Raw genomic sequence first — 24598 nt, 5'->3', positions numbered from 1 at the left:
GTGCGGGTGTGCTCCGGCGGCCCGCGGGGGCGGGTGCCCGTTCATCCGGCCCCGACCGCCTTCTCGACGGCGGCCCGGAGCTGCGCCCTGGTGGGCTGGCAGGCCAGGTCGAGCTCCCGGGCGAAGGGCAGGACGGCGCCGTCCGGCCGGGTGACCCGCCGGGGCGGCGCGATCAGCCGCATCTCCTCGGCCGCGGTGGCGACGATCTCCCCGCCGATGCCGCAGCTCCGGTTGGAGTCGTCGACGACGACCAGCCGCCCGGTCCGCTCCAGCGAGGCGGCCAGCCCGGACCAGTCGAAGGGGAACAGCGTGCGCGGGTCGAAGACCTCGACCGAGACCGTGCCGGCCAGGTCCTCGGCCACCGCCAGGGCGTCGTGGACCAGGTGGCCGACCGCCACCACCGTGACGTCGGTGCCGCGGCGGTGGATCCGGCCGACCCCCAGCGGGACGGGTGCCAGGGCGGCGAGGTCGAGGTCCTCGCGCACCCCGAGGGCGCCGGAGGGGGCGAAGACCACGACCGGGTCGTCGTCCCGGATCGCCGTCACCAGCAGCCCGTAGGCGTCGGCCGGGGTGGCGGGCACCGCGGTCTTCACCCCGACGTGCGCGAACAGGCTGTAGGGGTGGTCGGAGTGCTGCCCGGCCCAGCTCTCCCGGGAGCCGGAGCCCGGCAGCAGGTAGGTCACCGGCACCCGGGTCTGACCGCCCGTCATCAGGGAGAACTTGTGCGCCTGGTTGGCGATCTGCTCGAAGACCAGGAACAGCAGCGCCGGGATCTGGAACTCGATCAGCGGCCGCAGCCCGGCCAGCGCCGCGCCGGTGGCGAAGCTGGTGAACGCCTGCTCGGAGATGGGCGTGTCCAGCACCCGGTCCGGGCCGAAGCGCTTCAGCAGCCCGGCGGTGGCGTGGGTGACGGCCACCCCGACGTCCTCGCCGAACACGCAGACGGCCTCGTCGCGGTCCATCTCGTCGCCGATGGCCCGGTTCAGCGCCTTGAGGTAGGAGAGCTTCGGCATCAGCGGGCCCCCGCCCTGGCGCGCAGGCCGGTGGCGTACAGGTGGTCCAGCGCGCCCGCCGGGTCCGGGTGCGGGCTCTCCCGGGCGAAGCGCACCGCCCGGTCGAGCAGCTGCGCGACCTCCGCGTCGATCGCCGCGCGGGTGGCGGCGGGGAGGCGGGCGCCCTGGACCTCCAGCGGGTCCCGGGCCCGGCCGGCCGCGACCTCGGCGTCGGTCCGGTAGCGGGGGCGCGCGGTGTGCTCCCAGGTGTGGTGGGCGTCGAACCGGTAGGCGGTGCACTCCAGCAGGGTCGGGCCCGCGCCGGACCTGGCCCGGGCGACCGCCTCGGCGGTGGCGTCGCGGACCGCCTCGGGGTCCGTCCCGTCCACGGTGCGGGCCGGGATGCCGAAGGCGGCGGCCCTCCCGAGGATGCTGCCGGCCACCGTGTCCTCGGTCCGCATCGAGGTCGCGAAGCCGTTGTTCTCGCAGACCAGGACGAGCGGCACCCGCCACAGGGCGGCGAGGTTGAAGGCCTCCAGCACCACGCCCTGGCTGACCGCGCCGTCCCCGAAGTAGCTGAGCGCGACCCGGTCCGAGCCCGCCCGGCGGAAGGCCCAGGCGGCGCCGGCCGCGATCGGCACGGCGGCGCCGACGACGGCGTTCGCCCCGAGCACGCCCACGCCGAAGTCGGCGGCGTGCATCGAGCCGCCGCGGCCCCGGTTGAGCCCGGTGGCCCGGCCGGCCAGCTCGGCCATCGTCCGGGCCGGGTCGGCGCCCTTGGCCAGGACGTGGCCGTGGCCGCGGTGGGTGCTGGTGATCACGTCGTCGGGGCGCAGCGCGGCGCAGGTGCCGGCCGCGATCGCCTCCTGGCCGGTGTACGGGTGGATGCCGCCGAGCACCACCTTGGCCCGGACCAGCTCGACGGCCCGCTGTTCGAAGCCGCGGACCAGGGCCACCGTCCGGTAGAGGGCCGCGGCCGGGTCGGCCGTCGGGGCGGGCGCGGTCGTCCGATCGGCCCCGGCCGTCCGGTCAGTCACGGTCGTCCGCTGCGTCGGTCCGCCAGAGCACCGGGCAGTACGCCGGGTCCGCGTAGTCGGGGCGGCCGTCGGGCAGCCGCCGGACCAGGACGTCGTGGTTGTAGGCGGCGCGGGTGCCGTCGCTGAGCGCGAACTCGCGGTACTCGTTCGCGCCGTCCTGGAGGTGGAAGGAGATGGCGCGGCGCGGCCGGTCGCTCCGGTTGGGCCCGCTGCCGTGGTACGTCCGGCAGTGGTGGAAGCTCATGTGGCCCTTGGGGATGACCATCGGCACCTTGCGGACGGCGGCGCCGTTGAAGGCGGCGTTCTCGGCGAGCACCCGCTCCAGGTCGGCCCGGTCGCGGTCGGCGAAGTGCTTGGTCATCGAGTCCTGCCGACCGGTCTCCCGCCACAGGTGGCTGCCGTCGACCACGGTGAGGGTGCCCATCTCCTCGTCGCAGTCGTGGAACGGGACGAACGCGGTCAGCATCCGCTCGGACGTCGAGGTGGACCAGTAGTGCTTGTCGAAGTGCCAGGGCACGATGTTGCTGGGCTCGCCGGGGACGGCGGGCTTGAGGATCAGGGTCGACTGGAACACCCGGATCTCGTCCGTGCCGGCCAGCAGGGCGGCCACCGCCCCGATCAGCGGCTTGCACAGCACCTTGGCGATCGGGTCGCTCTCGTGGTGGACGTAGTCGTTGTGGCGCTGGACCGGGCCGTCCGAGGGCTGCCAGGCCGCCAGCCGGGGCGGGCGGACCGGCAGGGTGCGGCTCCGCTCCCCGGCGTAGTAGTCCTCGCTCGCGGCGGCCAGCCGGTCCACCTCCTCGTCGGTGAACAGCTTCTTCGTCAGGTACCAGCCGTGCTCGGCGTAGAAGGCGACGTCGTCGGCGTCCGGCAGCAGGGCCAGTTCCTCGTCGGTGAGGTCGAACCGCAGGGCCCGGGTGGTGGTCATCGGTGGCCCGCCCCGGTGGTCGGGGGGATCTGGTCGGACTGCCGCACGGTGGCGAGCTCCCTTTCCTTGGCCTCGTAGAGGGCGGGTATGTTGCTGGTGCCGAAGGTGCGCGCCCCGTGACGCTCGATCAGCTCCCAGAAGAAGGTCCGGCGGGCGTGCGTCGAGGTGGCGAAGATCTGGTACAGCTGCCCCCAGTGGTCCCGGTCGACCAGGATTCCGCGGCCGCGCAGCCGGTCCACCGGGAGGTCGACCTGCCCCAGCCGGCCGCCCAGCGCGTCGTAGTAGCCGTCCGGGGTGGACGCGAAGCCGACGCCGCGCTCCGCCAGGGTGTCGACGGCGGCGACGATGTCGTGGCTGTTCAGGGCCAGGTGCTGGACGCCGGGACCGCCGTGCCAGGCGAGGAAGTCGTCGATCTGCCCGGGGGCGCGGCCCGGGTCCGGCTCGATCAGCGTGAGCGTGACGCCGCCGCCCGGGCTCTGCACCACCTGGGAGAACATGCCCTGCTCGCCGACCTCGATGTACTCCTCGAAGATCACGTCGAAGCCGAAGGCCTTGCGGTAGAAGTCCGTCGTGCCGCCGAGCTGCCCGTCCGGCACGCAGACCGCGGCGTGGTCGATGCTCCGCAGCAGGTCGGGCGAGGCCGGCGGCGGCGCGTCCGGCACCTCGATCAGGCCGGGCAGGAACTCCCGCGCCGAGCCGTGCCGTTCGACCAGCCGGTGCACCACGTCGCCGAAGCCGGAGACGGTGGCGGTGACCACCGGGGCGTCCGCGCCGGTGCGGGTCCGGGGGGCTTCGACGGCGGTCGCGCCGCCGGCCACCGCCGCGGTGAAGCCGGCGGCGGCGTCCCGGCAGGCGAAGGCGAGCACGGCCACGCCGTCGCCGTGCCGGGCGACGTACTGCGCGGCCGGGTGGTCCGCCGCCAGGCTCGAGGTCAGCAGCACCCGGCAGTCGCCCTGGCCCAGCAGCAGGGTGCGCTGCCCGGCCAGGCCCGTCTCGGGGCCGCCCTGCCCGAGCAGGCGGAAGCCGAGCCCGGAGGACAGGACGGACGCGGCCCGGTGCGCGTCGCCCACGTAGAACTCGACATGATCGACGCCGAGGAAGTCCATTGCGGTAGCCGTTCCTTCTCTGTTCGCTCGGTGCCGTCAGACGGCTCTGGCGAGCCGGGTGCTCGGCAGGCCGTACACGAGGCTGATGTTGTGGCCGCCGAACCCGAACGAGTTCGACATGACGTGGCTGATCCCCGGCGCGGCGCGCGGGCCCTTGCGCACGTGGTCGAGTTCGCAGTCCGGGTCGGGGTCGTCCAGGTTGTGGGTGGGCGGCAGCAGGCCGCGCCGCAGCGCCAGCACGGAGACGGCCGACTCGACCACCCCGGAGGCGCCGAGCAGGTGTCCCGTCACCGCCTTGGTCGAGCTGACCGGCGGGGCCTGCCCGCCGAAGACCTCGCGGATCGCGAGCGCCTCCGCCCGGTCGCCGAGCCGGGTGCTGGTGCCGTGGGCGTTGACGTAGCCGATGTCCCCGGGCCCGACGCCCGCGCTGCGCAGTGCCTGCCGCATGCAGGCGGCGGCGCCCGCGCCGTCGGGGCGCGGGGTGGTCGGGTGGTGGGCGTCGTTGGTCGCGCCCCAGCCGAGCACGTCGGCGTACCCGGCCGCGCCGCGGGCGTCCGCGTGCTCGGCACGCTCCAGCACCAGCACCCCGGCGCCCTCGCCCAGCACCAGGCCGTTCCGGCGCCGGTCGAAGGGCCGGCTGGCCCCGGTCGGATCGTCGACCCAACCACGGGCCAGGGCACGGGCGTTGCCGAAGGTGTCGACCAGCGTGGGGAACAGCGGCGCCTCGCTGCAGCCGACCACCACCACGTCGGCCTCGTCGGCGCGCAGCAGCCGCAGCCCCTCCCCCACGGACTGCGCCCCGGCCGCGCAGGCCGTGCTGATGGACGAGCTGTAGCCCCGGATGCCGTGCCGGATCGCGACCCGGGCGGCGCTCATGTTGGGCAGCATGGCGGGCAGCAGGTAGGGGCTGACGCCCAGCCGGCCGCGCTCGGTCCGCAGGACGACCTGTCCCTCCAGGGTGGCCAGCCCGCCGTTGCCGGACAGGATCACCCCGATCCGGTACGGGTCCACGTCGCGGCCCACCTCGATGCCCGCGTCGGTCAGCGCGTCGGCCGCGGCCCGCATCGCCATCACGATGTAGCGGTCGACGAGCCGGGTCTCGGGCGCGGGCAGGACGGAGAGGGGGTCGATCGGCGCGGCGAAGCCGGCCGTCTCCAGCGATCCGGCCAGCGGCCCGTCCGGGTCCGGCCGGACGAGCCCGGACCGGCCCTCGCACATCGCCGCCGTCACCTCGTCGGCGCTGGACCCCACCGGAGTGACCAGGCCCATCCCGCTGACGACGACGTCGGCTCGCCGGGTGTTCGTGTGGCGCGGATCGCTCACGGCTGTTCTCCCTCGTGGAGTTGCGGTTCCGGGCCCGGCCGCGATCCGGGGTTGGTGCCGGGGCCGGGGCCGAGCAGGACGGCGGCGGCGCGGTCCGGGCCGCCCGGGGTGTGCGCCTGGTCGACGCGGATCAGCAGGGCTTCCCCGGCGTCGCCGTCGGCGAGCAGCAGGGCCGCGACGGCCGTCGCGGTGGCGGTGTCGGCGACGCACACCACCGGGCCGGTCAGCTGCCAGCGCGCGGCCACGTGACCGGCCACCGCGTTGGGGACGGCCTGGAAGAACAGCAGCGGCCCGATCCTGGCGCCGCCGTCGACGGCCTCGGCCACGTGCGCGGCGCCGGCCAGGTCGCCCAGCGGGCTGACCACCACGACGGCGGTGACCGGCCGTCCGGCACCGCCCGACGGGTCCGGGCGCCGCAGCAGGCAGCGGCGGGCCGCCTCGGCGGCGAGCGGGCTGAACGAGGAGACCACGAACCCGGCGATCCCCGGTGCGCCCCGGTCCTCGACGGACTCCGGCCACTGCCCCGAGGACAGCACCCGCAGACCCGCCACCGCAACGGCCTGGGCCAGGGCGGCGACCGAGGCGGCGGCAACGAGGGGCCCGGGACGGGCGTCGGAGACGGGACCCGCGTCGGAGACGGGACGAGCGTCGGAGACGGGACGAGCGTCGGGCTCGCGACGAGCGTCGGAGGCGGGATGGACATCGGAGGCGGGACGGGCCTCGGGCTCGCGACGGGCCTGGGAGACGGGACGAGCGTCAGAGACGGGACCTGCATCGGAGACGGGAGGGGCGTCGGCCTCGCGACGGGCCTCGGCCTCAGAACCCGCGTCGGAGAAGGGACCGGCGTCGGCCTCGGGACCGGCGTCGGGCTCGCGACGGGCGTCGGAGAGGGGACGAGCGTCGGCCTCAGGACCGGCGTCGGAGACGGGAGCCGCGCCGGACGCGCGACGAGCGCCGGCCTCGCGACCCGCGTCGGAGACGGGACCGGCGTCGGGCTCGGGACCCGCGTCGGAGACGGGACCGGTGTCGGGCTCGGGACCCGCGTCGGAGACGGGAGCCGCACCGGACGCGCGACCCGCGCCGGAGACGGGACCAACGTCGGCCTCGCGACCCGCGTCGGAGACGGGACCGGCGTCGGGCTCGGGACCCGCGTCGGAGGTGGGGTCGGAGCGGAGGGGTGCGGTGTCGGTCAGGTTCATGGTGTGCCCACCAGGAGTGCGGTGTTGGCGCCGCCGAAGGCCGTGGTCAGGCTGAGGGCGTGGTCGGCTGCGGTGGGTGCGGCTCGGTCGAGGACCAGGTTGAGCGGGCAGGTCTCGTCGGGCCCCAGGAAGCCGGCGTTCACCGGGAGCCGTCCGGCGCGCAACGCCGCGATGGTGACGACGAGTTCGAGCAGTGCACCGGCCTCCAGCGCCTGCCCGTGCACCGACTTGGTGGAGCTGACCGGCACGGTCGACGCGCGGTCGCCGAGCGCCGACCGCAGGGCGGCGGCTTCGGCGGTGTCGCTCATCGGGGTGCCCGAGCCGTGGGCGTTCACGTAGCCGATCCGCTCCGGGCGGACGCCGCCCCGGTGCAGGGCGTCGGTGATCGCCCGGGCCAGCCCGGCGCCGTCCGGCCGGGGTCGGCACACGTGGTGGGCGTCGCCCGCGCGGCCCCAGCCGGCCAGTACGGCGAGCGGCCGGGCCCGCCGGGCCCGGGCCGCCGGGGCGGCCTCGACCACCACGGCGACCACGCCGTCGCCCAGCAGCAGCCCCGTGCGGCCGGTGCTGAACGGGCGGACCCGCCCGTCCCGGGCCAGGGCCCGGCCCGCGTCGAAGACGGCGAACTGGTCGGCCTCGACCAGGTATCCGGCCGCCACCACGATCCGGTCCGCCTGCCCGTGGGCGACGGCCGCGGCGGCGTCGGCGACGGCGGTGCTCGACGCCACGCAGGCGGAGGTGTAGGCGCGGGAGGTGCCGGACAGTCCGGCCCGCCGGGCCACCGCGTCCGCGAACACGTCGGCGCCGTGGGCCGGGCGCCGCTCCGGGGTGGCCCGGGGCAGCGCCGGATCTCCGTGCACGGCGAGGTACAGCGGGGTGCCGGACCGCTGCGCCGCGGAGAGTCCGGCCTCGGCACAGGCCTCGCCGACGGCCCGGTCCAACTCGTCGGCCAGCACCGGGGATCCGGGGCAGGTCGCGGCTGCGTCGACCTGTCGGCCGGACACGTCGAAACGCCGCACCGGCGCGAAGGCCGGTGTGCCGTCGAGCACGGCGGACAGCAGCGGCCGGACGCCGCGGCCGAGGGCGCTGAGCACGGCGGCCCCGGTGACGACCACCGGGTGGGGGCCGCGGCGGGCCGCCGGCACGTTCTCGGTCACCCTTGCTCCCTCGTTCTCGTAGTGTGCGACGCCGGGTCGGAGAGCCGGCGGACGGGTGTGCCCGCCGGACCGGACGGTCGGCCCGGGTCAGGCCGGATCGGGCAGGCCCGCCCGGGGCAGGTCAGGTCAGGTCAGGCCGGGTCGGGCAGGCCCGCCCGGGTCGGGGCAGCCCGGGTCGGGGCAGGTCAGGCCGGGTCGGGCCGGAGCTCGCCGAGGCCGGCCAGCAGGTCGACCACGTCGGACACCGTGTGCAGCCGGCCCAGGGTGTCGTCGTCGAGGCGGCGGTCGTAGCGCTGCTCGATCTGGTGGGCCAGCCAGGCCAGTTCCATCGAGTCGATGCCCTCCGGCACCTCCTCCGGCGCCCGGTCGCCGAAAGCGGCGAGCATCGCGACCACCTCGTCCCGCCCGGGTGCGGCCGACACGCTCAGCGCCCCGCGGCCGAGGCGGACCGGACCCGGGCGGCCACGGCCGCGGCGAACTCCCCGACCGTCATGGTGCCCAGCTGCTCGGCCTCGTCGTCGTCGAACCGGACGCCGAAGCGCTCCTCCACCCGGACGCCCAGCTCGGCGAGCGAGAGCGACTCCAGGTCCGCGCCGGCCGGGCCGAGCAGGGTGTCGTCGTCGACGCCGGTGATGTCGTAGTTCATCGCGCTCAGGGAGGTGAGCACGAACGCGCGGATCTCCTCGGTGGGCATCGCCTCAGTGGACATCGCTGGTGGTTTCCTTTCGGTCGGACCGTTCCTGGACGGCGGTGGGCTGCGGCGACCCGCCGGCGCCGCTCAGGGCGGCCCGGTCGCGGACCAGCTTCCCGGTGGCGGTGCGCGGCAGTCGGTCGACGACGTGGATCAGGCGGGGCCGCTTGTAGGCCGCCAGCCGTTCGGTGAGCTGCGCCTCGATCCGGGCGACGGTGCCGCCCGGGCGCAGGACGACGTGGGCCTCGATCGAGGCGCCGAGGACGACCACGGCTTCGGAGACCTCGGGCAGGGCGGCGAGGGTGTGCTCGACCTCGGTGAGGTCGACCTTCAGGCCGCCCACGGACACCTGGGAGTCGAGTCGTCCCAGCACCCTGATCCGGCCGGTGCCGGGGTCGACCGTGCCGCCGTCCTTGGTGTGCAGCCAGCCGTCGGCCCAGCGGCTGGGGACGCCGTCGCCGACCGGTGCCGCGTGGTCGAGGTAGGGCGACTGCGCCCTGGCGATCAGCAGTTCGCCGTCGACCGCCCGCAGGGTGAGGCCGGGGGCCGGGGTCAGTTCGGGCCGGTGCTCGCCGAACAGGTCGGTGGCGATGACGCCGACCTCGGTCATCCCGTACATGCTGCCGAGGCGGACGCCGTAGCGTTCGACGAAGGCCTCGTGCACCTGGGCCCGGACCAGCTCCCCGCCGGTGGTCATGCCGGTGAGCTGGGGCAGTCGCGGGGGCCGCGCCACCCAGCTGAGCAGTTCGATGTGGAACGGCACGCCCAGCAGGGTGGTCGGTTCGGGGCCGGCCGCGACGGTGGCGAGGATCCCCTCCGCCGTGAGCCTCCGCGGGACCGCGAGCCGCACGCCGGCGTGCAGGCTGTGCAGCAGGCCGCCGACCAGACCCAGCACGTGCACCATGGAGGCCGTCGAGACGATCCGCTCGCCGGCCCGGGGCACCCCCTCGATCCGGGCGTACCGGCCGAGTTCGTCGACCAGGTCGGCCGCGGTGCGGCCGATGATCTTCGCCGGCCCGGTCGAGCCCGAGCTGAGCTGGACGACCGCGTGCGGGGTCCGGGCCGGCCGGCCCGGGCGGGCGGTGACGACGTCCCGCTGGTCGTGGAAGCCACCGGCCGGGCCCCCGGCGGCGGGCCGGTCGGCGGTGACCACCACCTGCGGGTCCAGCCGGGCGAGTGCCCGGTCGGTCTCGTAGGGGGTGAGCCGGTGGTCGAGCAGGGCGGCCTGGGCCCCGATCCGCCAGCTCGCCAGCAGGTTGGCGACCAGGGCGAGCGAGGGGGCCAGCGAGAGGGCGACCGAGCCGCCCCGGCGCAGACCGGCCGCGGCGAGCGCGGCCTGCCTGGCGCCGACCAGCCGCCGCAGTTCGTCCCTGCTGACCGGTTCGTCGAAGACCAGGCAGGGCTCGGAGCCGGTCCCGCCGAGAAGGACCTCGTCGACCCAGGAGGGGTCGAGCGGAAGGGGGGCTAAGCCTCCCGCTGGAGCTGTGGCAGCAGCCTTCATGGAGAACCGGAACCTCTTTCAGGTACATGACCAAAGGAGCTGACAGAATTCCCACGCCGAACTTTCAACTCTGAATTGCCTGGTGTCAAGTCCTGAAACATCGCCGGTATTTCACGGCGCGGAGGCTTCAAGTTGTGACGACAGGTTGGGGTTTGTTTGACTCATTGACGAGGGGGAGCTCCGCCGCTACTGTGGCCGCCGGTCGGCCAACTGCCATGTTCTGAACGGGTTTTGCCGCTCCCTGACTACCCGTCAGTAGCATCCGCCGCCCGGGTCGAACGGTTCACTCTTTTTTGACATGGCCGCACGGTGGCCAGCCTTTTCGCATACCTCCGGACTGCGGCCCCCGGGGGTGTGATCGGCATTGGATCAGACCAATCCAGCGGTGTGGATTTCCTTTCCGCCGCCTTGTTCCACCGCCTTGTTGAACGCATTCATGCCAACTTTTCGAGGATCGGCATCACGTGGAACCAGTCATCGGCACCGGCCTGAACTCGGCCGTGGAGCGCTACTACGACATCACCCTCGACCTCTACGAGGACCTGTGGGGCGAACACGTCCACCACGGCTTCTGGGATCCCGGGGAGGCCCCCGGCCTGGAGGGCGCGGACCGGCACGCGGCCACCGACCGGCTGGTCCACGAACTGGTCGACTACACCGGCGTGCCCGCCGGATCGCGGGTGCTCGACGTCGGCTGCGGCATCGGCGGCCCCGCGATGCACCTGGCCGGGGCACTGGGCTGCACCGTCGAGGGGATCACCCTCAGCGCCCGGCAGGCCGCCCGCGCCAACGAGAAGGCCCGGGCCGCCGGCGTCGCCGGGCGGGCCCGCTTCCATCAGCGGGACGCGCTCGCCAACGGCTACCCGGACGGGTCCTTCGGCGTGGTCTGGGCCCTGGAGAGCCTGATGCACATCGCCGACCGGGAGGCCTTCTTCGCCGAGGCGATGCGGCTGCTCGCCCCGGGCGGGACGCTCGCCGTCGCCACCTGGGCGGTCCGCGACGGCGCACTCGACGACGAGGAGCGCGAGCTCGTCCGGCAGATCCTGGTCCACCAGGTGATGCCCGACTTCTCGTCCCTGGAGGAGCACGAGCGGCTGGCCGCCGCGGCTGGCTTCACCGAGGTCGCCACGGTGGACTGGAGCGGCGCCGTCGCCAACTCCTGGGACCCGGGCTTCGCGCAGATCCAGCAGTTCGAACGCGGCCCGAAGGTGATGCGCGACCTGGCCCGCCGACGCGGCGTGGACGTCCTCGGCTTCTTCCACGCGGGCCCGTTGATGAAGAAGGGCTTCGACACCGGCGTCATCACCTACGGCGCGCTGCGGGCCACCAAGCCCCGGCAGGACTCCCCGCAGGCCCCGCCGTCCGGCCTGGCCCCGTGAGCACGGAACCGGCCCGGGCGGAGCCGACCCGGACGGAACCGACCCGGACAGAACCGGCCCGGACGGAGCCGACCCGGGCGGAACCGGCCCGAGCGGAGCTGGTCCGCCGGATCGCGGACCTCCTGCGGGAGATCCTCGACGAGGACCGGGCCTGGGCGGACGCCGTCCGCCCGGAGACCCGCCTCGACGGGGAACTGCTCCTGGAGAGCCACGAGCTGGCGGCCTGGAGCCTGGCCCTGCGGCGCGACTACGGGGACCACCTGGACCTGGTCGAGCACGTGGCCGGCCTCGACCTCGACCGGATCATCGCCCTGACGGTCGGGGACGTGGCCGACCTGATCGCCGCCGGGCGGGACGCGGGCACCGGACCGGCCGAGTCCAACGACCTTCCCCGGGAGGGTTCCTGATGGGTCGTTACCTGTTCGTCTCGCTGCCGCTCACCGGCCACGTGAACCCGATGGCGGCCGTCTCCCGGGAGCTCGTCGGGCGCGGGCACGAGGTGCTGTGGGCCGGCTCGGAGGCGTTCCTGCGGCCGCTGCTCGGCCCCGACGCCGCGATCGCCCCGATCCCGCTGCGGGCCCACCGCGGCCAGGCGGACCGGGGCATGGCCGCCGCGAAGTCGCGCTGGGACGGCTACATCGTGCCGCACGCGAAGCACACGCTGCCGGGCATCGAGCGGGCCGTCGCGGCCTTCCGCCCCGACGTGCTGGCCGTGGACCAGCACGCGGTCGCCGGGGCGGTCGCCGCCCACCGGGCCGCCCTGCCCTGGGCCTCGCTGGCACCGACCACCATGGAGCTCACCCGCCCGTACCGGACGGCCGCGCCCCGGGTGGAGGAGTGGATCCACCGGCGGATGGCAGCCGTCTGGACCGATGCCGGTCTCCCCGGCGAGCCGCCGCACGACCTGCGCTTCTCCCCGCACCTGCTGGTCGGCTTCACCGGCGAGGCGCTGACCGGCCCGCTGGAGTGGCCCGGGAACGCCGTCCTGGTCGGCCCCGCGCTGGCACCGCGGGCGCCGGACCCGGCGTTCCCGTGGGACTGGCCGGACCCCGCCCGGCGCCTGGTGCTGGTCACCGTGGGCACTCTGTCCCTGGACCTCGCCCGGGAGTTCCACGCCCGGGTCGTCGAGGCGCTGCGGCCGCTCGGCGACCGCGTCCAGGCGATCGTGGCCGCGCCGGACGGGACCGTCACCGACCCGCCCCCGCACGTCCTGGTCCGCCCCCGGGTGCCGGTGCTGGAGCTGATGCCCCGGCTGGACGCGGTGGTCAGCCACGGCGGGCTGAACACCGTCTGCGAGGCGCTGGCCCACGGGGTGCCGCTGGTGGTGGCCCCGATCAAGGGGGACCAGCCCATCAACGCCGCCCAGGTGGTGGCGGCCGGCGCCGGCCGCCGGGTCCGGTTCGCCGGCGTCCGGCCGCAGCCGCTGCGCGAGGAACTGCTGGCCGTCCTGGACGACCCGTCCTACCGCGCCGCGGCGCGGCGGGTGGGCGAGTCCTTCGCCGCGGCCGGGGCGCGGCGGCCGCCGCCGACCACCTGGAGGCCCTGCTCGGCGGGGCCGGCGGGCGCGGCTCGTCCGGCCCCGGGCCGGTGCGGGCACCCCGCACCGGCCCGTCACCCCGATAGCCCCGATAGCCCCGAACACCCCGGCCGTCCAGGCCACTTCGACCACCGAAAGAACGGGAAGCGCACAGACGTGAAGACGCTCCGCGACACCTGGCTGGTGTTCCAGCGGCACATGCTGCTGATGGTGAGGTCCCCGCTCTCGATCGTCCTGGGGGTGGCTCAGCCGGCCGTCTACATGGCCCTGTTCGCGCCGCTGCTCAAGCCCGCGCTCGCCTCCATGGGCGCCGGCTCGATGACCGACGCCTACCGGATCTACGTACCCGGCATGCTGGTCGCCCTCGCCCTCGGCGGCGGCCTCTACGTGGGCTTCGGCCTGCTCGCCGAGCTGGGCTCGGGCGTCATCGAACGGGCCCGGGTCACCCCGGTCAGCCGGGTGGCGCTGCTGCTCGGCCGGGCCCTGCGGGACGTGGTCACGCTGGTCATCCAGGCCGGCATCATCATCGTGCTGTCCATGCCCCTCGGGCTCTTCGTCCGGGTCCCGGAGCTCCTGCTCGCCTACCTGCTGCTGGCGCTCATCACCCTGAGCAGCGCCTCGATCTCCTACGGCATCGCCCTCAAGGTGAGCAGCCCGGACGTGCTGGGCCAGCTGGTCAACAACCTCGCGCAGCCGCTGATGCTGCTGTCGGGGACGCTGCTGCCGCTGGCGCTGGCGCCGCTGTGGCTGCGCCGGGTCTCCGACTGGAACCCGTTCAGCTGGGCGGTGGTCGGGATGCGCTCGCTGTTCGCCGGCCACATGGGCGACCCCGCGGTCTGGCAGAGCATCGGGCTGATGGCCGTCCTGGCGGTGCTGGCGCTCACCTGGTCGGCCCGCCTCTTCGCCCGCTCCGTCCGGTGACGGCCGCACCGGCCCCGGCCCGCGCCTCCCGTCCCCGCACCGCTCCCCGCCACCTGACAAGGACATCCCGATGATCGAGACCAGCGGACTCCGGAAGTCCTTCCCGACCGGACGGCGCCGCAGGAGCACCGGCGTGGAGGCGGTGGCGGGCCTGGACCTCACCGTCGCCGAAGGCGAGATCTTCGGCTTCCTCGGCCCCAACGGCGCGGGCAAGACCACCACCCTGCGGATGCTCGCCACCCTGCTGCGCCCGGACGCCGGCGACGCCGTCATCGCCGGCGCCGACCTGCGCACCCAGCAGGCCCGAGTCCGCCGCAGCATCGGCTACATCGCCCAGGGCGGCGGCACCTGGGACGACGTGACGGCCCGCGAGGAACTGGTGATGCAGGCCCGGATGCACGGCATCGGCAAGGCCGAGGCGCAGAGCCGGGCGGTCGCCGCCCTGGACGCCTTCGACCTCACCGAGTACGCCGACCGCAACTGCCGCACCTACTCCGGGGGCCAGCGCCGACGGGTGGACATCGCCCTCGGCGTGATCCACCGGCCCAAGGTGCTCTTCCTGGACGAGCCCACCTCGGGCCTGGACCCGCAGAGCCGCTCGCACATGTGGGACGAGATCCGCCGGCTGCGCAGCGAGGGCATGACCGTCTTCCTCACCACGCACTACCTGGACGAGGCGGACGCGCTCTGCGACCGCATCGCCATCATCGACGGCGGCGGCATCGTCGCCGAGGGAACGCCGGCCGCGCTCAAGCGCTCGATCGCGGGCGAGGTGGTCACCGTCGGAGTGGCCGACGCCACGGCCGCGGAGAAGGCGTCCGGGGTGCTGGTCGGGCAGGAGTGCGTGCGCTCGGCCGAAGTGCGCGAGGGCGGCGGCCTGCGCCTGTCGGTGGACGCCGGGGAGACGGCGATGCCGCAGATCATGCGGGCCCTGGCGGACGCCGGGATCGAGCTGGCCACCATCGAGCTGCACCGCCCCACCCTGGACGACGTGTTCCTCACCAAGACCGGCCGCTCGCTGCGGGAGTCCTGACCATGGCGCGCGCAACGGCGACAGAGACGACGGAGGAGAAGCAGATGGACCGGAGCGGCCGGGACGCGGGCGGGTCGGGCGGGTCGGACGGGTCCGTCCCGGACGACGACCGGAGGGTGCGCCGGGCGGTGGTCACCGGCGGCGCCGGCTTCGTCGGCTCGCACCTCTGCGACCGGCTGCGGGAGGAGGGCGCCTCGGTCGTCTGCGTCGACAACCTCCTCACCGGATCGGTCGACAACCTGGCCGCCCGGGACGGCGACCCCGGGTTCGTCCTGGACCGCAGCGACGTCTCCGAGGAGTTCGACGTCGAGGGGCCGGTCGACCTGGTGCTGCACCTCGCCTCGCCGGCCTCGCCGCACGACTACGCGAGGCACCCGATCGCGACCCTCCGGGCCGGGGCCCACGGCACCCTGAACGCCCTGGAGCTGGCCCGCCGCAAGGGCGCCCGCTTCCTGCTGGCCTCCACCTCGGAGGTCTACGGCGATCCGCTGGTCCACCCCCAGGTGGAGTCCTACTGGGGCAACGTCAACCCGGTCGGCCCGCGCAGCCAGTACGACGAGGCCAAGCGCTTCGCGGAGGCGCTGACCACCGCCTACCGGAGCGCCCTGGGCGTGGACACCGTGATCGTCCGGCTGTTCAACACCTACGGCCCGCGGATGCGGCCCACCGACGGACGGGCGGTGCCCACCTTCATCACCCAGGCCCTGGCCGGGCAGCCGCTCACGGTCACCGGCGACGGGGCGCAGACCCGGTCGATCTGCTACGTGGACGACACCGTCAGCGGCATCCTGGCGGCCGCCGCCGGGGGGCACCCGGGGCCGGTCAACATCGGCAACCCGGTCGAACTCAGCGTGCTGGAACTGGCCGAGCGCATCCGCGAGTTGTGCTCCTCGACCTCCCCGGTCGAATTCGTCGAGCGGCCCGGCGACGACCCCACCCTGCGCCGCCCGGACATCGGACTGGCCCGGTCCGCGTTCGGCTGGCAGCCGGTCGTGGACTTCGAGAAGGGCCTGGCGATGACGATCGACTGGTTCGCCCGGCTCACCCCCGCCGGCCGGTGACCCGTCCGGGCCGTCGGGCGTGACCGTCCACGCTCCGTCCGGTGCGGCTGCCCCGGGCGGCGCTCCCCCGCCCCGGCCGGGTCCGCGGGCCGCGCGCTCTTGCGGCGGGGCGGTCGCGCTACGGCGGTCGTGCTACGGCGTGGCGGTTTGAGGCGCTCACGCCGGGGGGCGATGCTGAGGGCCGATGGCCTGGCGGTTGCTGCCTCCGAGAGGGGATGGACGGACATGGCGACTAGGGTTCCGGGCCGGGCGGCGACCGCGACGGTGGACGGGCGCGGGGTGGTCACCGGATGGTCGGCGGAGGCGGAGCGGCTGACCGGGCTCGGGACGGACCGGGCGCTCGGGCGGCCGGCCGCCGAGCTGCTGGCGGGGCGGATGCCGATCGCCCTGCTGCGCGCGGTGGTTGGGCACCGGCCGTTCGGCGGGATGGTGCGGCTGCACCGGTCCGAGGACGAGACGGTGGCGGTCGAACTGGGAGTGGTCCCGGTGCGGACGGGGCGCGGCGAACCGGTCTGGGTGGTGTCCGCGGAGGCCCTGCGGCCGCTGACCGCCGAGGCCGCGGGCCTGCCCCCGGCGGTGCTCGCCGGTGGGCCCGACTCCCCGGAGGAGCGGGCCAGGCGCCGGCTGGCGCTGCTCGGCGAGGCCGGGCTGCGGATCGGCTCGACCCTCGAAGTGGAGCGCACCGCACAGGAGTTGGCGGACGTCGCGATCGACGGCTTCGCGGACTTCGTGGGCGTCGACCTGCTCGACTCGGTGTTCGGCGGCGGCCCGCCGTCCACCGCGGGGCTGGTGTTCTACCGGGTCGCCCAGCGCTCGGTGCTGCCCGGCAGCCCGGAGTCCACGGTCGCGGTCGGCCGCGGCGACGTGATCGCGCCGGAGTCGCCGATGGCCCGGGTGCTGTCCACCGGCCGCCCGCTGCGCGCCGACTACCGGGACCCGGAGATCCGCGACTGGCTCGCCCGCGAGCCCGAACGGGAGCGGCTGGCGGAGGAGTTCGGCATCCACTCCTCGCTGCTGGTGCCGCTGACCGCGCGCGGCACCACGCTCGGCGTGGCGATCTTCCTGCGGCACCGCTCGCCGGAGCCGTTCGACCAGGACGACCTGCTGCTGGCGACGGAGCTGACGGCGCGCGCCGCGCTGTCCGTCGACAACGCCCGCCAGTACACCCAGCAGCGCGACACCGCGCTGGCGCTGCAGCGCTCCCTGCTGCCCAGCCGGACGCCCCGGCAGGCCGCCGTGGAGGTCGCCTTCCGGTACCTCCCGGCGGGCGGCCGAGAGGGCGTCGGCGGCGACTGGTTCGACGTGATCCCGCTGTCCGGCGCCCGGGTGGCCCTGGTGGTGGGCGACGTGGTGGGCCACGGCGTGCCCGCCTCGGCCGCGATGGGGCGGCTGCGCACGGCGGTGCGCACCCTGGCCGACATCGACATGCCGCCGGACGAACTCCTCACCCACCTCGACGACCTGGTGCTCCGGGTGGACCTGGACGAGCTGCCCGAGGGCGGCACCGCCTGGGCCGGCAGCAGTGTCGGCGCGACCTGCCTGTACGCGGTGTACGACCCGGTCACCCGGTCCTGCTCGCTGGCCCGGGCCGGGCACCCCGGGCCGGCCCTGGTCGGCCCGGACAACACCGTGGCCTTCCCCGAGCTCCCGGCCGGCCCGCCGCTGGGGCTGGGCGGACTCCCCTTCGAGGCGGCCGAGTTGGAGGTGCCGGAGGGCAGCGTGCTGGCCCTGTTCACCGACGGCCTGCTGCGCGCCTCCGAGTTGCGCGGCGATCCCGAACTCGGCCTCGGCCGGCTCGGATCGGCGCTCACCTCCCCGGCCGGCTCGCTGGAGGAGCTGTGCGAGCAGGTGCTCTCCTCGACCCTCGGCCCGGACGCCCCGACCGACGACGTCGCGCTGCTGCTGGCCCGCACCCGGGGCCTGCACACCCAGGACGTCGCGGACTGGCCGCTGCGCGACGACCCGTCCGAGGTGGCCCGGGCCCGCAAGCTGGCGACCGCGAAACTGGCCGACTGGGGGCTCGAAGCGGCGTCCTTCGTCACCGAGTTGGTGGTCAGCGAGCTGATCACCAACGCCGTCCGCTACGGGCGGCCGCCGATCGGCTTCCGGCTGATCCGGGACGGCGGCGTGCTGATCTGCGAGGTCTCCGACGGCAGCAGTACCGCCCCGCACCTGCGCCGCGCCCGCAACGACGACGAGGGCGGCCGCGGCCTGCTGCTGGTGGCGCAGCTGTGCCGCAACTGGGGGACGCGGCACACCCCGCGCGGCAAGACCATCTGGGCCGAGCAGGAACTCTGACGGCCGGTCGGCGGCCTACCGGGTCAGGGCCTCGCGCAGCGCGTCCCGCAGTCGGCCGCCGTGGCGTTCCAGGAGTCCGGCGGCGGCGGGCGCGTCCACCTCGGCGAGCAGCAGCAGGATCGCGTCCTTGACCCGGCCGCCGGTGGCCACCAGCGCGGCGTCCGCGTCGGCGGGCCGGGCGTCGGTGGCGAGGGCGACGATCCGGCGGGAGCGGGCGCGCAGCTTGTCGTTGGTCGCGCGGACGTCGACCATCAGGTCCCCGTAGGTGCGCCCGAGCCGGACCATCACCAGCGTCGAGACCATGTTGAGCACCAGCTTCTGCGCCGTCCCGGCCTTCAACCTGGTGGACCCGGCCAGCAGTTCGGGCCCGGTGGCGACCTCGATCCGGTGCTCGGCGGCGTCCCCGAGCGCGGAGCCCGGGTTGCCGGCCAGCGCGACGGTGAGCGCCCCGAGCGCCCGGGCGTGCTCGACGGCGGCCAGCGCGTACGGGGTGCGGCCGGAGGCGGAGACGCCGATCACGGTGTCGGCGGCGGTCAGGGCGAGCGCGTCCAGGTCGGCGACGGCGGCCGCCCGGTCGTCCTCGGCGTCCTCCACGGCGGAGGTGAGCGCGGCGGGGCCGCCCGCGATCAGCCCGACCACCCGCCCGGGCGCGGTGCCGAAGGTCGGCGGGCACTCGCTGGCGTCCAGCACCCCGAGCCGCCCGGCCGTGCCCGCCCCGGCGTACACCAGCCGCCCGCCGCCGCGCATCCGGGCGGCGACGGCGTCCACCGCCGCCGCGATCGCGGGCACCGCCGCGCCCACGGCCGCCGGGACCGTCCGGTCCTCGGCGTTCATCAGCCGGGCGAGTTCGACCGTCGGCAGCAGGTCGATCTCCGCGCCGCCCGCCCGGCGGCCCTCGGTGGCCAGGGCGCCCAGGGCCTGCTGGTCGTACGGTCGTTCGTCCGGTCGTTCGTGCTGCCGGTCGTGCGGGGTCGGTGCCATGCCCTCCACTCTAGGGAAGCCGGGCGGGACGTCGGGCGGGGCGTCGGGCGGCGGGTCCTCCCGGTGGCGCGGGCGCCGTTCGCCGACCGTTGACCCGGCTTTGGTGGCTTCGTTGCCGCCGTCCCCGATACGCTGCGCAGGTGGGCGCGGAACCGGCAGATCGGTGGGCCGCGCCGCTCGATCCGGGGGTTTCCATGGTGGCGGCGCGTCGCGTCGTGCGTGCGGTGGTGGTGTGGGCCGTCTCGCTGCTGGGTGTGGTGCTGGGCGCGTCGGAGGCGGCTGCGGCCGCGGACGCGGGGGGCGGCGGGTCGGTGGCGACCGTGATCGGCGGTGTCCCGGCGCGGGTCGCGGGCGGGGGCGGGTTCACGGCCGTCTTCACGGTGGAGTCGACGTCGCGGTACCGGATCCTGGTCGACTCGCTGTCGCTGCGCGTCTCGGCGGCGGACGACCCGTCCGGGCCGTCGGACGGCGTCACCGTGGAGTGGCAGGACCCCGCCACCGGCGCCTGGCGGGACTCCGACACGTACGGCGGCACGGATTGGGGGCTCGCGCTCTCCCCGCCGCCGGTCGTCCAGCCGCGCGGGACGCTGACCTTCCGGGCCCGGATCCGGTTGGCCGCCGCGCTGCCCGGCGGCGCGTACGCGGTGGAGACGGACGGGGTGGCCGACTACCGGCTGGTCGACGCGGCGGGGGGCGACGCGGGGCGGCTGGACGGGCTGACCCCGGCCCGGGCGGTGTTCCGGTACGCCGCCGGGCCGTCGCCCTCGGCCTCGCCCCCGGCGTCCCCGTCGGCCGAGCCGTCCGCCGAACCCTCCGCGTCCGGGTCGGTGACGGCGCCGGTGCCCGCCCCGGCGTCCACCGGACCGGAGGCGACGGCGTCCCCGGCCGACGCGCCGTCACCGGCCGGTCCGCCGACGCCCGACGACCCGACGTCCGACAGCCCGCCCGACGAGCCCTCCGACGACCCGGACCCCGCCGACTCCCCCGCCCCGGCGCTGGCCGGGGCCGCGGTGACCGACCCGCCCGGCCTGCCCGGGTACTCCGTCGTCGCCGCCGGGCCCGCCCCCGACCGGCAGGGGCCCGGACCGGCCGACGGCACGCTGGCCCTGGGCCTGCTGTCGATCACCGCCGGCTGCGTCCTGGGCGCCGCCGAACTGGTCCGCCGCCACGCCCGCCCCTGACCGGCCCGAGCCGCCCGGCGGTTCGGTCGCCGGGCCCGTCCGGGGAGAGGTCGTACTCGTCCACGCCGGGTTCGGCACCGGTCGCGGCGAGGAAGTCGAGCGCCGCGCATCCGAGGTGCCGGCCGAACAGGTCGGCGCCGTCCGCCCGGTGGCGCTCCGCGTCGTCCGCGTCGTGGAAGTACCGCGCCACGCACAGGCAGGCACCGCGCCGGCAGGCGGTCGATCTGCTCGTCGCCGCGCGGCCCGGGCTCGGCGCACTCGACCTGCCAGGCGTGCCCCACCGGCATCACCGGGGGCTCGGCGCAGGGCAGCCACCGACCGGCCGGGCGATCATCAGGGTTTTCCCGGGGGTGTCCCCGGTGCGTTTCCGGGTTCCGGCGGGTGGGCCTGCGGGATGGGGGCTGCCAGACTCGGGGCATGGGCACAGGGGGGAGAGCGTCCACCGCCGCGGCCGGTCCCGCGGCGCCGACCGGCTCGGCCCGCTTCGCGGTCGGGCCGGTGCTGGGGGTGGCGGCCGGGTTCGCGGCGGTGCAGGCCGCGCTGGTGGGGCGGTACGGGTTCCACCGGGACGAGTTGTACTTCATGGCCGCCGGGCGGCACTTGGCATGGGGGTACGTCGACCAGCCGCCGCTGACACCGCTGTTGGCGCGGCTGTCCACGGCGGCGTTCGGCGACGGTCCGGCGGGGCTGCGGGCGGTCGCGGTGCTGCTGTGCGCGGCGACGGTGGTGCTGACCGCCTTCGCCGCACGGGAGTTGGGGGCGCGGCGGGCCGGTCAGGTGCTGGCGGCGGCGGGGGCGGCGGTCTCGGCGATGGTGCTGGCGGTCGGGCACCTGCTGAGCACGGCCGGCTTCGACCTGTTCGTCTGGACGGTGCTCGGCGTGCTGGTGCTGCGCCTGCTGCGCACCGGGGAGCGCCGCTGGTGGCTCGCGGTCGGGGCGGTGGCCGGAGTCGCCCTGCTGAACAAGGACCTGGTGCTGCTGCCGGCCGCCTCGCTGCTGCCCGCGATCGCCTTCTGCGGCCCGGACTCCCGTGCGGTGCTGCGCGGTTGGTGGCTGCCGGCGGGCGCGCTGCTGGCGCTGCTGGTGGCGGCGCCGAACCTGGTCTGGGAGGCGGCGCACGGCTGGCCGCAGCTCACCGTCGCCTCGGGGATCAGCGGCCAGGACGGCCTGACCAACCGGCTGACCTTCGTGCCGATGCAGCTGCTCTACCTCTCCCCCGTGCTGGTCCCGGTCTGGCTGGCCGGGTTCCGCCGCCTGCGCGACGACGAACGGGTGCGCTGGGCAAGGCCGTTGGGCTACGGGTACCTGGTGCTGTGCGCGCTGGTGCTGGTGCTCGGCGGCAAGCCGTACTACGCGCTGCCGCCGCTGCTGCTGGTGATGGCGGCCGGGTGCCAGCCGGTCGCGGAGCGGCTGTGGGAGCGGCGGGCGGACGGGGGCGAGGAGACCGGGGGCGGGACGCGGCGCACCCGGGTGCGGCTGGTGGGGCTGCTGCTGGTGGCCGCGCTGGCCGACTCGCTGATCACGCTGCCCGTGCTGGCGCCCGCGCAGCTGTCGGTGGTGTCGGTGCTCTACCCGGAGGCGGCCGAGCAGGTGGGCTGGCCGGAGCTGACGGCGGCGGTCGCGGCGGGCTGGGCGGCCGTCCCGCCGGAGCAGCGCGGGCGGGCGGTGGTGTTCGCGGCCGACTACGGCGAGGCCGGGGCGCTGGTGCGCTACGGCGCCCGCTACGGCCTGCCGACCCCGTACTCGGGCCACATGTCCTTCTACGACTGGGGTCCGCCGCCGGACTCGGCGACCGGCCCCGTCGTGCTGGTCCACCCGGAGGCGTACCCGGAGGTCGAGCGGGCCTTCACCGGCTGCCGCCGAGTGGCAGAGGTCGACAACGGCCACGGCCTGGCGAACGAGGAGCAGCACGCGCCGGTGCTGCTGTGCACGGGGACGGTCGCCCCGTGGTCGCACCTGTGGCCCCGGCTGCGGCACTTCTACTGACCGGCCGCTGACACACTGACCGGTAGCCGACCGGCCGCCGACCGGCTACCGGTCGGCGGCTCCGGGCCGGGGGCGCAGTGCGCTGTCGGTGATGCCGCCGGGGCACTCGCGCGCGCGGCCCCAGCCGGCCAGGTCGGCACCGGCCCGGTACGCGGACTCCAGGAACTCCAGCACGGTGTGCCAGGGGTCGGCACTCGCCCGGGCCTCGTCGTACATCAGCAGGGCGAGGTGGCTGCCCCGGCTCGGCGACCAGCGGGCGGCGTCGGGGTGCAGCGGGCGGGCGTCCAGGCCGGCGGGTTCGGGGGCGGTGTAGGAGTAGAACGCGGGGGCGGGGACCTGGTCGTCGCCGAACCAGAAGCCGGCGCTGATCACTTCGCGGGAGTACGCCTCGCGGGTGACCGGGTCGGCGGCGGGCTGGTCGACCTCCCGGTCGGAGAACCGGGTGACCGCGAGGTCGAAGGTGTGCCAGAAGTGGTGGACGGGGCTGGTCTTGCCGGAGTACCCGGCGGCGTACTCCTCCAGCAGCAGGGCGACCTGGCTCAGGACGTGCCAGTAGGTGGTGACGGCGGCCGGGTCGTAGCTGCGGTGCTCGTGGTCGTCGGCGAAGGGGCGGTGCGCGTCGGGCAGGTCGTAGGGGTAGGGGTGGTCGGGGGCGACGTCGATGTCGAGGTGGACCAGGACGCGCAGGAGGTCGCGGTAGAACGCGGCGACCGAGCGCCCGGCGAGCGGGAAGGAGTCCTCGGCGCCGTCGAGGGTGCGGACGTACAGGCGGTGGTCGGTGAAGTCGAAGTCGATGGTGAAGGCGTCGCCGCCGCGGGTCGGGCCGGTGGGGCGGGTGGTGATGCCGCGTCCGGTGAGGTGGAAGGGGACGTTCCACCAGTGGTTGCGGCGGGGGCTGCCGGCCAGCCGGATCTTGCCGACGACCTGGGCGAAGCGGTGCAGCGTCTCCTTGGTGTCCCGCCAGGACTCCAGGGGCAGGGGCGGGAACAGCTCCATGGTGCACTCCGGCGTGGGGAGGGGGGCGGGGGCCGCTGCCCATCCTCACCGCCCCCGGCCGGAGCACGGGGTGCGACGCGCCCGGACGGGCCGGTGGCTGCTCCGTCCGGACGGCGGTCGGTCCGCCCGGCCCCGCGGGCGTTCAGTTCCCGGCGGCGGCCTCCCGCTGCACCGTCTCGCGCAGCTTGCGGCGGCGTTCGGCGGCCCGGCGGCGTTCGTCCTCGTCGGCCGCGGTGATGTCGAGGAAGACCTGGTCGATGTCGGGGCAGGTCTTCCTGATCCGCTGCTTGAGCTGGACGCAGAGCTCCTCGACGCCGTTGCTGTCCAGTCCGTCGACCAGGTCGATCCGGGCGGCCAGCAGGGCGGAGCTGGGGCCGAGTTGCATGGTCAGCAGCCGGGTCACGGTGTCGACCTCGGGCCGTTCGGTGAGCACGTCCAGCGCCTTCTGCTGGACGGCGGGGTCGACGGCCTGCCCGACCAGCCGGTCCTTGGCGTCCCGGCCGAGCCGGTAGGCGACGTACATCAGCAGCGCGGCGATGGCCAGCGCCGCGGCGGCCTCCCACTGGGGGCGGCCGGTCCACTGGTGCAGCCCGGCGCCGACCAGGGCCAGCAGGACGCCGAGCACCGCCGCCGCGTCCTCCGCGAACACCGTCCGCACCGTGGGGTCGTCGCCGCGGCGCAGCTGCGCCGCCAGGCCGCGCCCGGCCTGCCGGGCCTGGCGGCGCACCTGGAGGGTGGCCCGGGCCAGCGAGGCGCCCTCCGCGACCAGCGAGACCAGCAGCACCAGGTACACGACCAGGTAGCCGCCGGTCTCCTCCCCCTCCGGGTTCAGCAGGGTGTGCAGGCCCTGGTAGAAGGAGAAGCAGCCGCCGGTGACGAAGATGCCGACGGCGGCCAGCATCGACCAGAAGAACCGCTCCTTCCCGTAGCCGAAGGGGTGGCGGGCGTCCGGCCGGCGGCGGCTGCGGCTCAGCGAGGCCAGCAGGAACACCTCGTTGAGGCTGTCGGCGACCGAGTGCGCCGCCTCGGACAGCAGGGCGGGCGAGGCCGCGACCAGGCCGCCCGCGATCTTCGCCAGCGCGATCACCAGGTTGGCGATCAGGGCGACCAGCACCGTCCCCCTGGTCTCGCCGTCACCCTCCGGCCCCTGCGGGCCTTCCGGGCCTTCCGTCCGCGCGCCGTGCGCCTCGTCCCTCGTCATGCCCTGCCGTGTGCCCCGGCCCGCGCGGCGCAACCGCCGCGCGGGCCGACCGGATCGGCGGGGCGGACCGGTCGGGCCGGGGCGGCCGGGGCG

Annotated in this window: 21 protein-coding genes; 8 read left to right on the top strand and 13 right to left on the bottom strand. The window is 75.6% G+C overall.

What is annotated here, in order from left to right:
• Positions 1 to 41 precede the first annotated feature (41 nt).
• The 10 genes from HUT16_RS31085 to HUT16_RS31040 form a co-directional block, all read right to left on the bottom strand.
• On the bottom strand, positions 42 to 1013 hold the full coding sequence (locus tag HUT16_RS31085; protein ID WP_176191350.1) for an alpha-ketoacid dehydrogenase subunit beta: 972 nt from the start codon (positions 1011 to 1013) through the stop codon (positions 42 to 44).
• A complete protein-coding gene (locus HUT16_RS31080) occupies positions 1013 to 2029 on the bottom strand; it encodes a thiamine pyrophosphate-dependent dehydrogenase E1 component subunit alpha (RefSeq protein ID WP_176191349.1) in 1017 nt (338 codons plus the stop codon). The genes HUT16_RS31085 and HUT16_RS31080 overlap by 1 nt, the downstream gene beginning before the upstream one ends.
• Positions 2022 to 2957 (bottom strand): phytanoyl-CoA dioxygenase family protein, encoded by a 936-nt coding sequence (locus tag HUT16_RS31075; RefSeq protein ID WP_176191348.1) that lies wholly within the window; start codon positions 2955 to 2957, stop codon positions 2022 to 2024. Before HUT16_RS31075 ends, HUT16_RS31080 begins: the two co-directional genes overlap by 8 nt.
• The gene (gene hppD / locus HUT16_RS31070; protein WP_176191347.1) at positions 2954 to 4063 is read right to left on the bottom strand and encodes a 4-hydroxyphenylpyruvate dioxygenase; all 1110 of its coding nucleotides are present in this window, start codon (positions 4061 to 4063) and stop codon (positions 2954 to 2956) included. The genes HUT16_RS31075 and hppD overlap by 4 nt, the downstream gene beginning before the upstream one ends.
• 36 nt (positions 4064 to 4099) lie before the next feature.
• Positions 4100 to 5386 carry a beta-ketoacyl synthase gene (locus HUT16_RS31065; RefSeq protein ID WP_254898068.1) on the bottom strand — a complete coding sequence of 429 codons (1287 nt, stop codon included), beginning with the start codon at positions 5384 to 5386 and terminating at the stop codon, positions 4100 to 4102.
• Complete coding sequence (locus HUT16_RS31060; RefSeq protein ID WP_217712120.1) at positions 5383 to 5937, bottom strand: beta-ketoacyl synthase N-terminal-like domain-containing protein; 555 nt, start codon at positions 5935 to 5937, stop codon at positions 5383 to 5385. Before HUT16_RS31060 ends, HUT16_RS31065 begins: the two co-directional genes overlap by 4 nt.
• Positions 5938 to 6581: 644 nt before the next feature.
• Positions 6582 to 7739, bottom strand: a complete 1158-nt coding sequence (locus tag HUT16_RS31055) for a beta-ketoacyl synthase N-terminal-like domain-containing protein (RefSeq protein WP_254898067.1) — start codon at positions 7737 to 7739, stop codon at positions 6582 to 6584.
• 185 nt (positions 7740 to 7924) lie between these two features.
• A complete protein-coding gene (locus HUT16_RS31050; RefSeq protein ID WP_217712119.1) occupies positions 7925 to 8161 on the bottom strand; it encodes an acyl carrier protein in 237 nt (78 codons plus the stop codon).
• 2 nt (positions 8162 to 8163) lie between these two features.
• Complete coding sequence (locus tag HUT16_RS31045; protein WP_254898066.1) at positions 8164 to 8448, bottom strand: acyl carrier protein; 285 nt, start codon at positions 8446 to 8448, stop codon at positions 8164 to 8166.
• Positions 8438 to 9931, bottom strand: coding sequence for a class I adenylate-forming enzyme family protein (locus tag HUT16_RS31040; RefSeq protein ID WP_176191346.1), 1494 nt, complete (start codon positions 9929 to 9931; stop codon positions 8438 to 8440). The genes HUT16_RS31045 and HUT16_RS31040 overlap by 11 nt, the downstream gene beginning before the upstream one ends.
• Before the next feature lie 464 nt (positions 9932 to 10395).
• On the opposite strand from HUT16_RS31040, the gene HUT16_RS31035 reads away from it, so the two are divergent.
• The 6 genes from HUT16_RS31035 (at position 10396) to HUT16_RS31005 (ending at position 18160) form a co-directional block, all read left to right on the top strand.
• Positions 10396 to 11310, top strand: a complete 915-nt coding sequence (locus HUT16_RS31035; protein WP_217712118.1) for a methyltransferase domain-containing protein — start codon at positions 10396 to 10398, stop codon at positions 11308 to 11310.
• The gene (locus HUT16_RS31030) at positions 11307 to 11717 is read left to right on the top strand and encodes a hypothetical protein (protein WP_176191345.1); all 411 of its coding nucleotides are present in this window, start codon (positions 11307 to 11309) and stop codon (positions 11715 to 11717) included. Before HUT16_RS31035 ends, HUT16_RS31030 begins: the two co-directional genes overlap by 4 nt.
• A complete protein-coding gene (locus HUT16_RS38735) occupies positions 11717 to 13768 on the top strand; it encodes an ABC transporter permease (protein ID WP_254898065.1) in 2052 nt (683 codons plus the stop codon). Before HUT16_RS31030 ends, HUT16_RS38735 begins: the two co-directional genes overlap by 1 nt.
• 70 nt (positions 13769 to 13838) lie before the next feature.
• On the top strand, positions 13839 to 14801 hold the full coding sequence (locus HUT16_RS31015) for an ATP-binding cassette domain-containing protein (protein ID WP_176191344.1): 963 nt from the start codon (positions 13839 to 13841) through the stop codon (positions 14799 to 14801).
• 44 nt (positions 14802 to 14845) lie between these two features.
• Positions 14846 to 15862, top strand: a complete 1017-nt coding sequence (locus HUT16_RS31010) for an NAD-dependent epimerase/dehydratase family protein (RefSeq protein ID WP_176191343.1) — start codon at positions 14846 to 14848, stop codon at positions 15860 to 15862.
• Positions 15863 to 16087: 225 nt separating this feature from the next.
• Positions 16088 to 18160 carry a SpoIIE family protein phosphatase gene (locus HUT16_RS31005; protein ID WP_176191342.1) on the top strand — a complete coding sequence of 691 codons (2073 nt, stop codon included), beginning with the start codon at positions 16088 to 16090 and terminating at the stop codon, positions 18158 to 18160.
• 15 nt (positions 18161 to 18175) lie between these two features.
• Here the strand turns inward: HUT16_RS31005 and murQ are convergent, their stop codons facing one another.
• A complete protein-coding gene (gene murQ, locus HUT16_RS31000) occupies positions 18176 to 19141 on the bottom strand; it encodes an N-acetylmuramic acid 6-phosphate etherase (protein WP_176191341.1) in 966 nt (321 codons plus the stop codon).
• A 197-nt stretch (positions 19142 to 19338) separates the two neighbouring features.
• Here murQ and HUT16_RS30995 point away from each other — a divergent pair, with 197 nt between their 5' ends.
• Together HUT16_RS30995 and HUT16_RS30990 are read left to right on the top strand one after the other, a co-directional pair.
• On the top strand, positions 19339 to 20322 hold the full coding sequence (locus HUT16_RS30995; RefSeq protein ID WP_176191340.1) for a hypothetical protein: 984 nt from the start codon (positions 19339 to 19341) through the stop codon (positions 20320 to 20322).
• A 417-nt stretch (positions 20323 to 20739) separates the two neighbouring features.
• Positions 20740 to 22308 (top strand): glycosyltransferase family 39 protein, encoded by a 1569-nt coding sequence (locus HUT16_RS30990; protein WP_176191339.1) that lies wholly within the window; start codon positions 20740 to 20742, stop codon positions 22306 to 22308.
• Between the two features lie 45 nt (positions 22309 to 22353).
• On the opposite strand, the gene HUT16_RS30985 is transcribed toward HUT16_RS30990, so the two are convergent.
• Positions 22354 to 23304, bottom strand: a complete 951-nt coding sequence (locus HUT16_RS30985) for a DUF5996 family protein (protein ID WP_176191338.1) — start codon at positions 23302 to 23304, stop codon at positions 22354 to 22356.
• Between the two features lie 142 nt (positions 23305 to 23446).
• On the bottom strand, positions 23447 to 24505 hold the full coding sequence (locus HUT16_RS30980) for a cation diffusion facilitator family transporter (RefSeq protein ID WP_176191337.1): 1059 nt from the start codon (positions 24503 to 24505) through the stop codon (positions 23447 to 23449).
• Between the last annotated feature and the right edge of the window lie 93 nt (positions 24506 to 24598).

It is taken from the genome of Kitasatospora sp. NA04385 (assembly GCF_013364235.1).
Taxonomy (GTDB): Bacteria; Actinomycetota; Actinomycetes; order Streptomycetales; family Streptomycetaceae; genus Kitasatospora.
The sequence above is the reverse complement of the archived record's forward strand: the minus strand, read 5'-3'. Positions and strand labels throughout refer to the sequence as shown.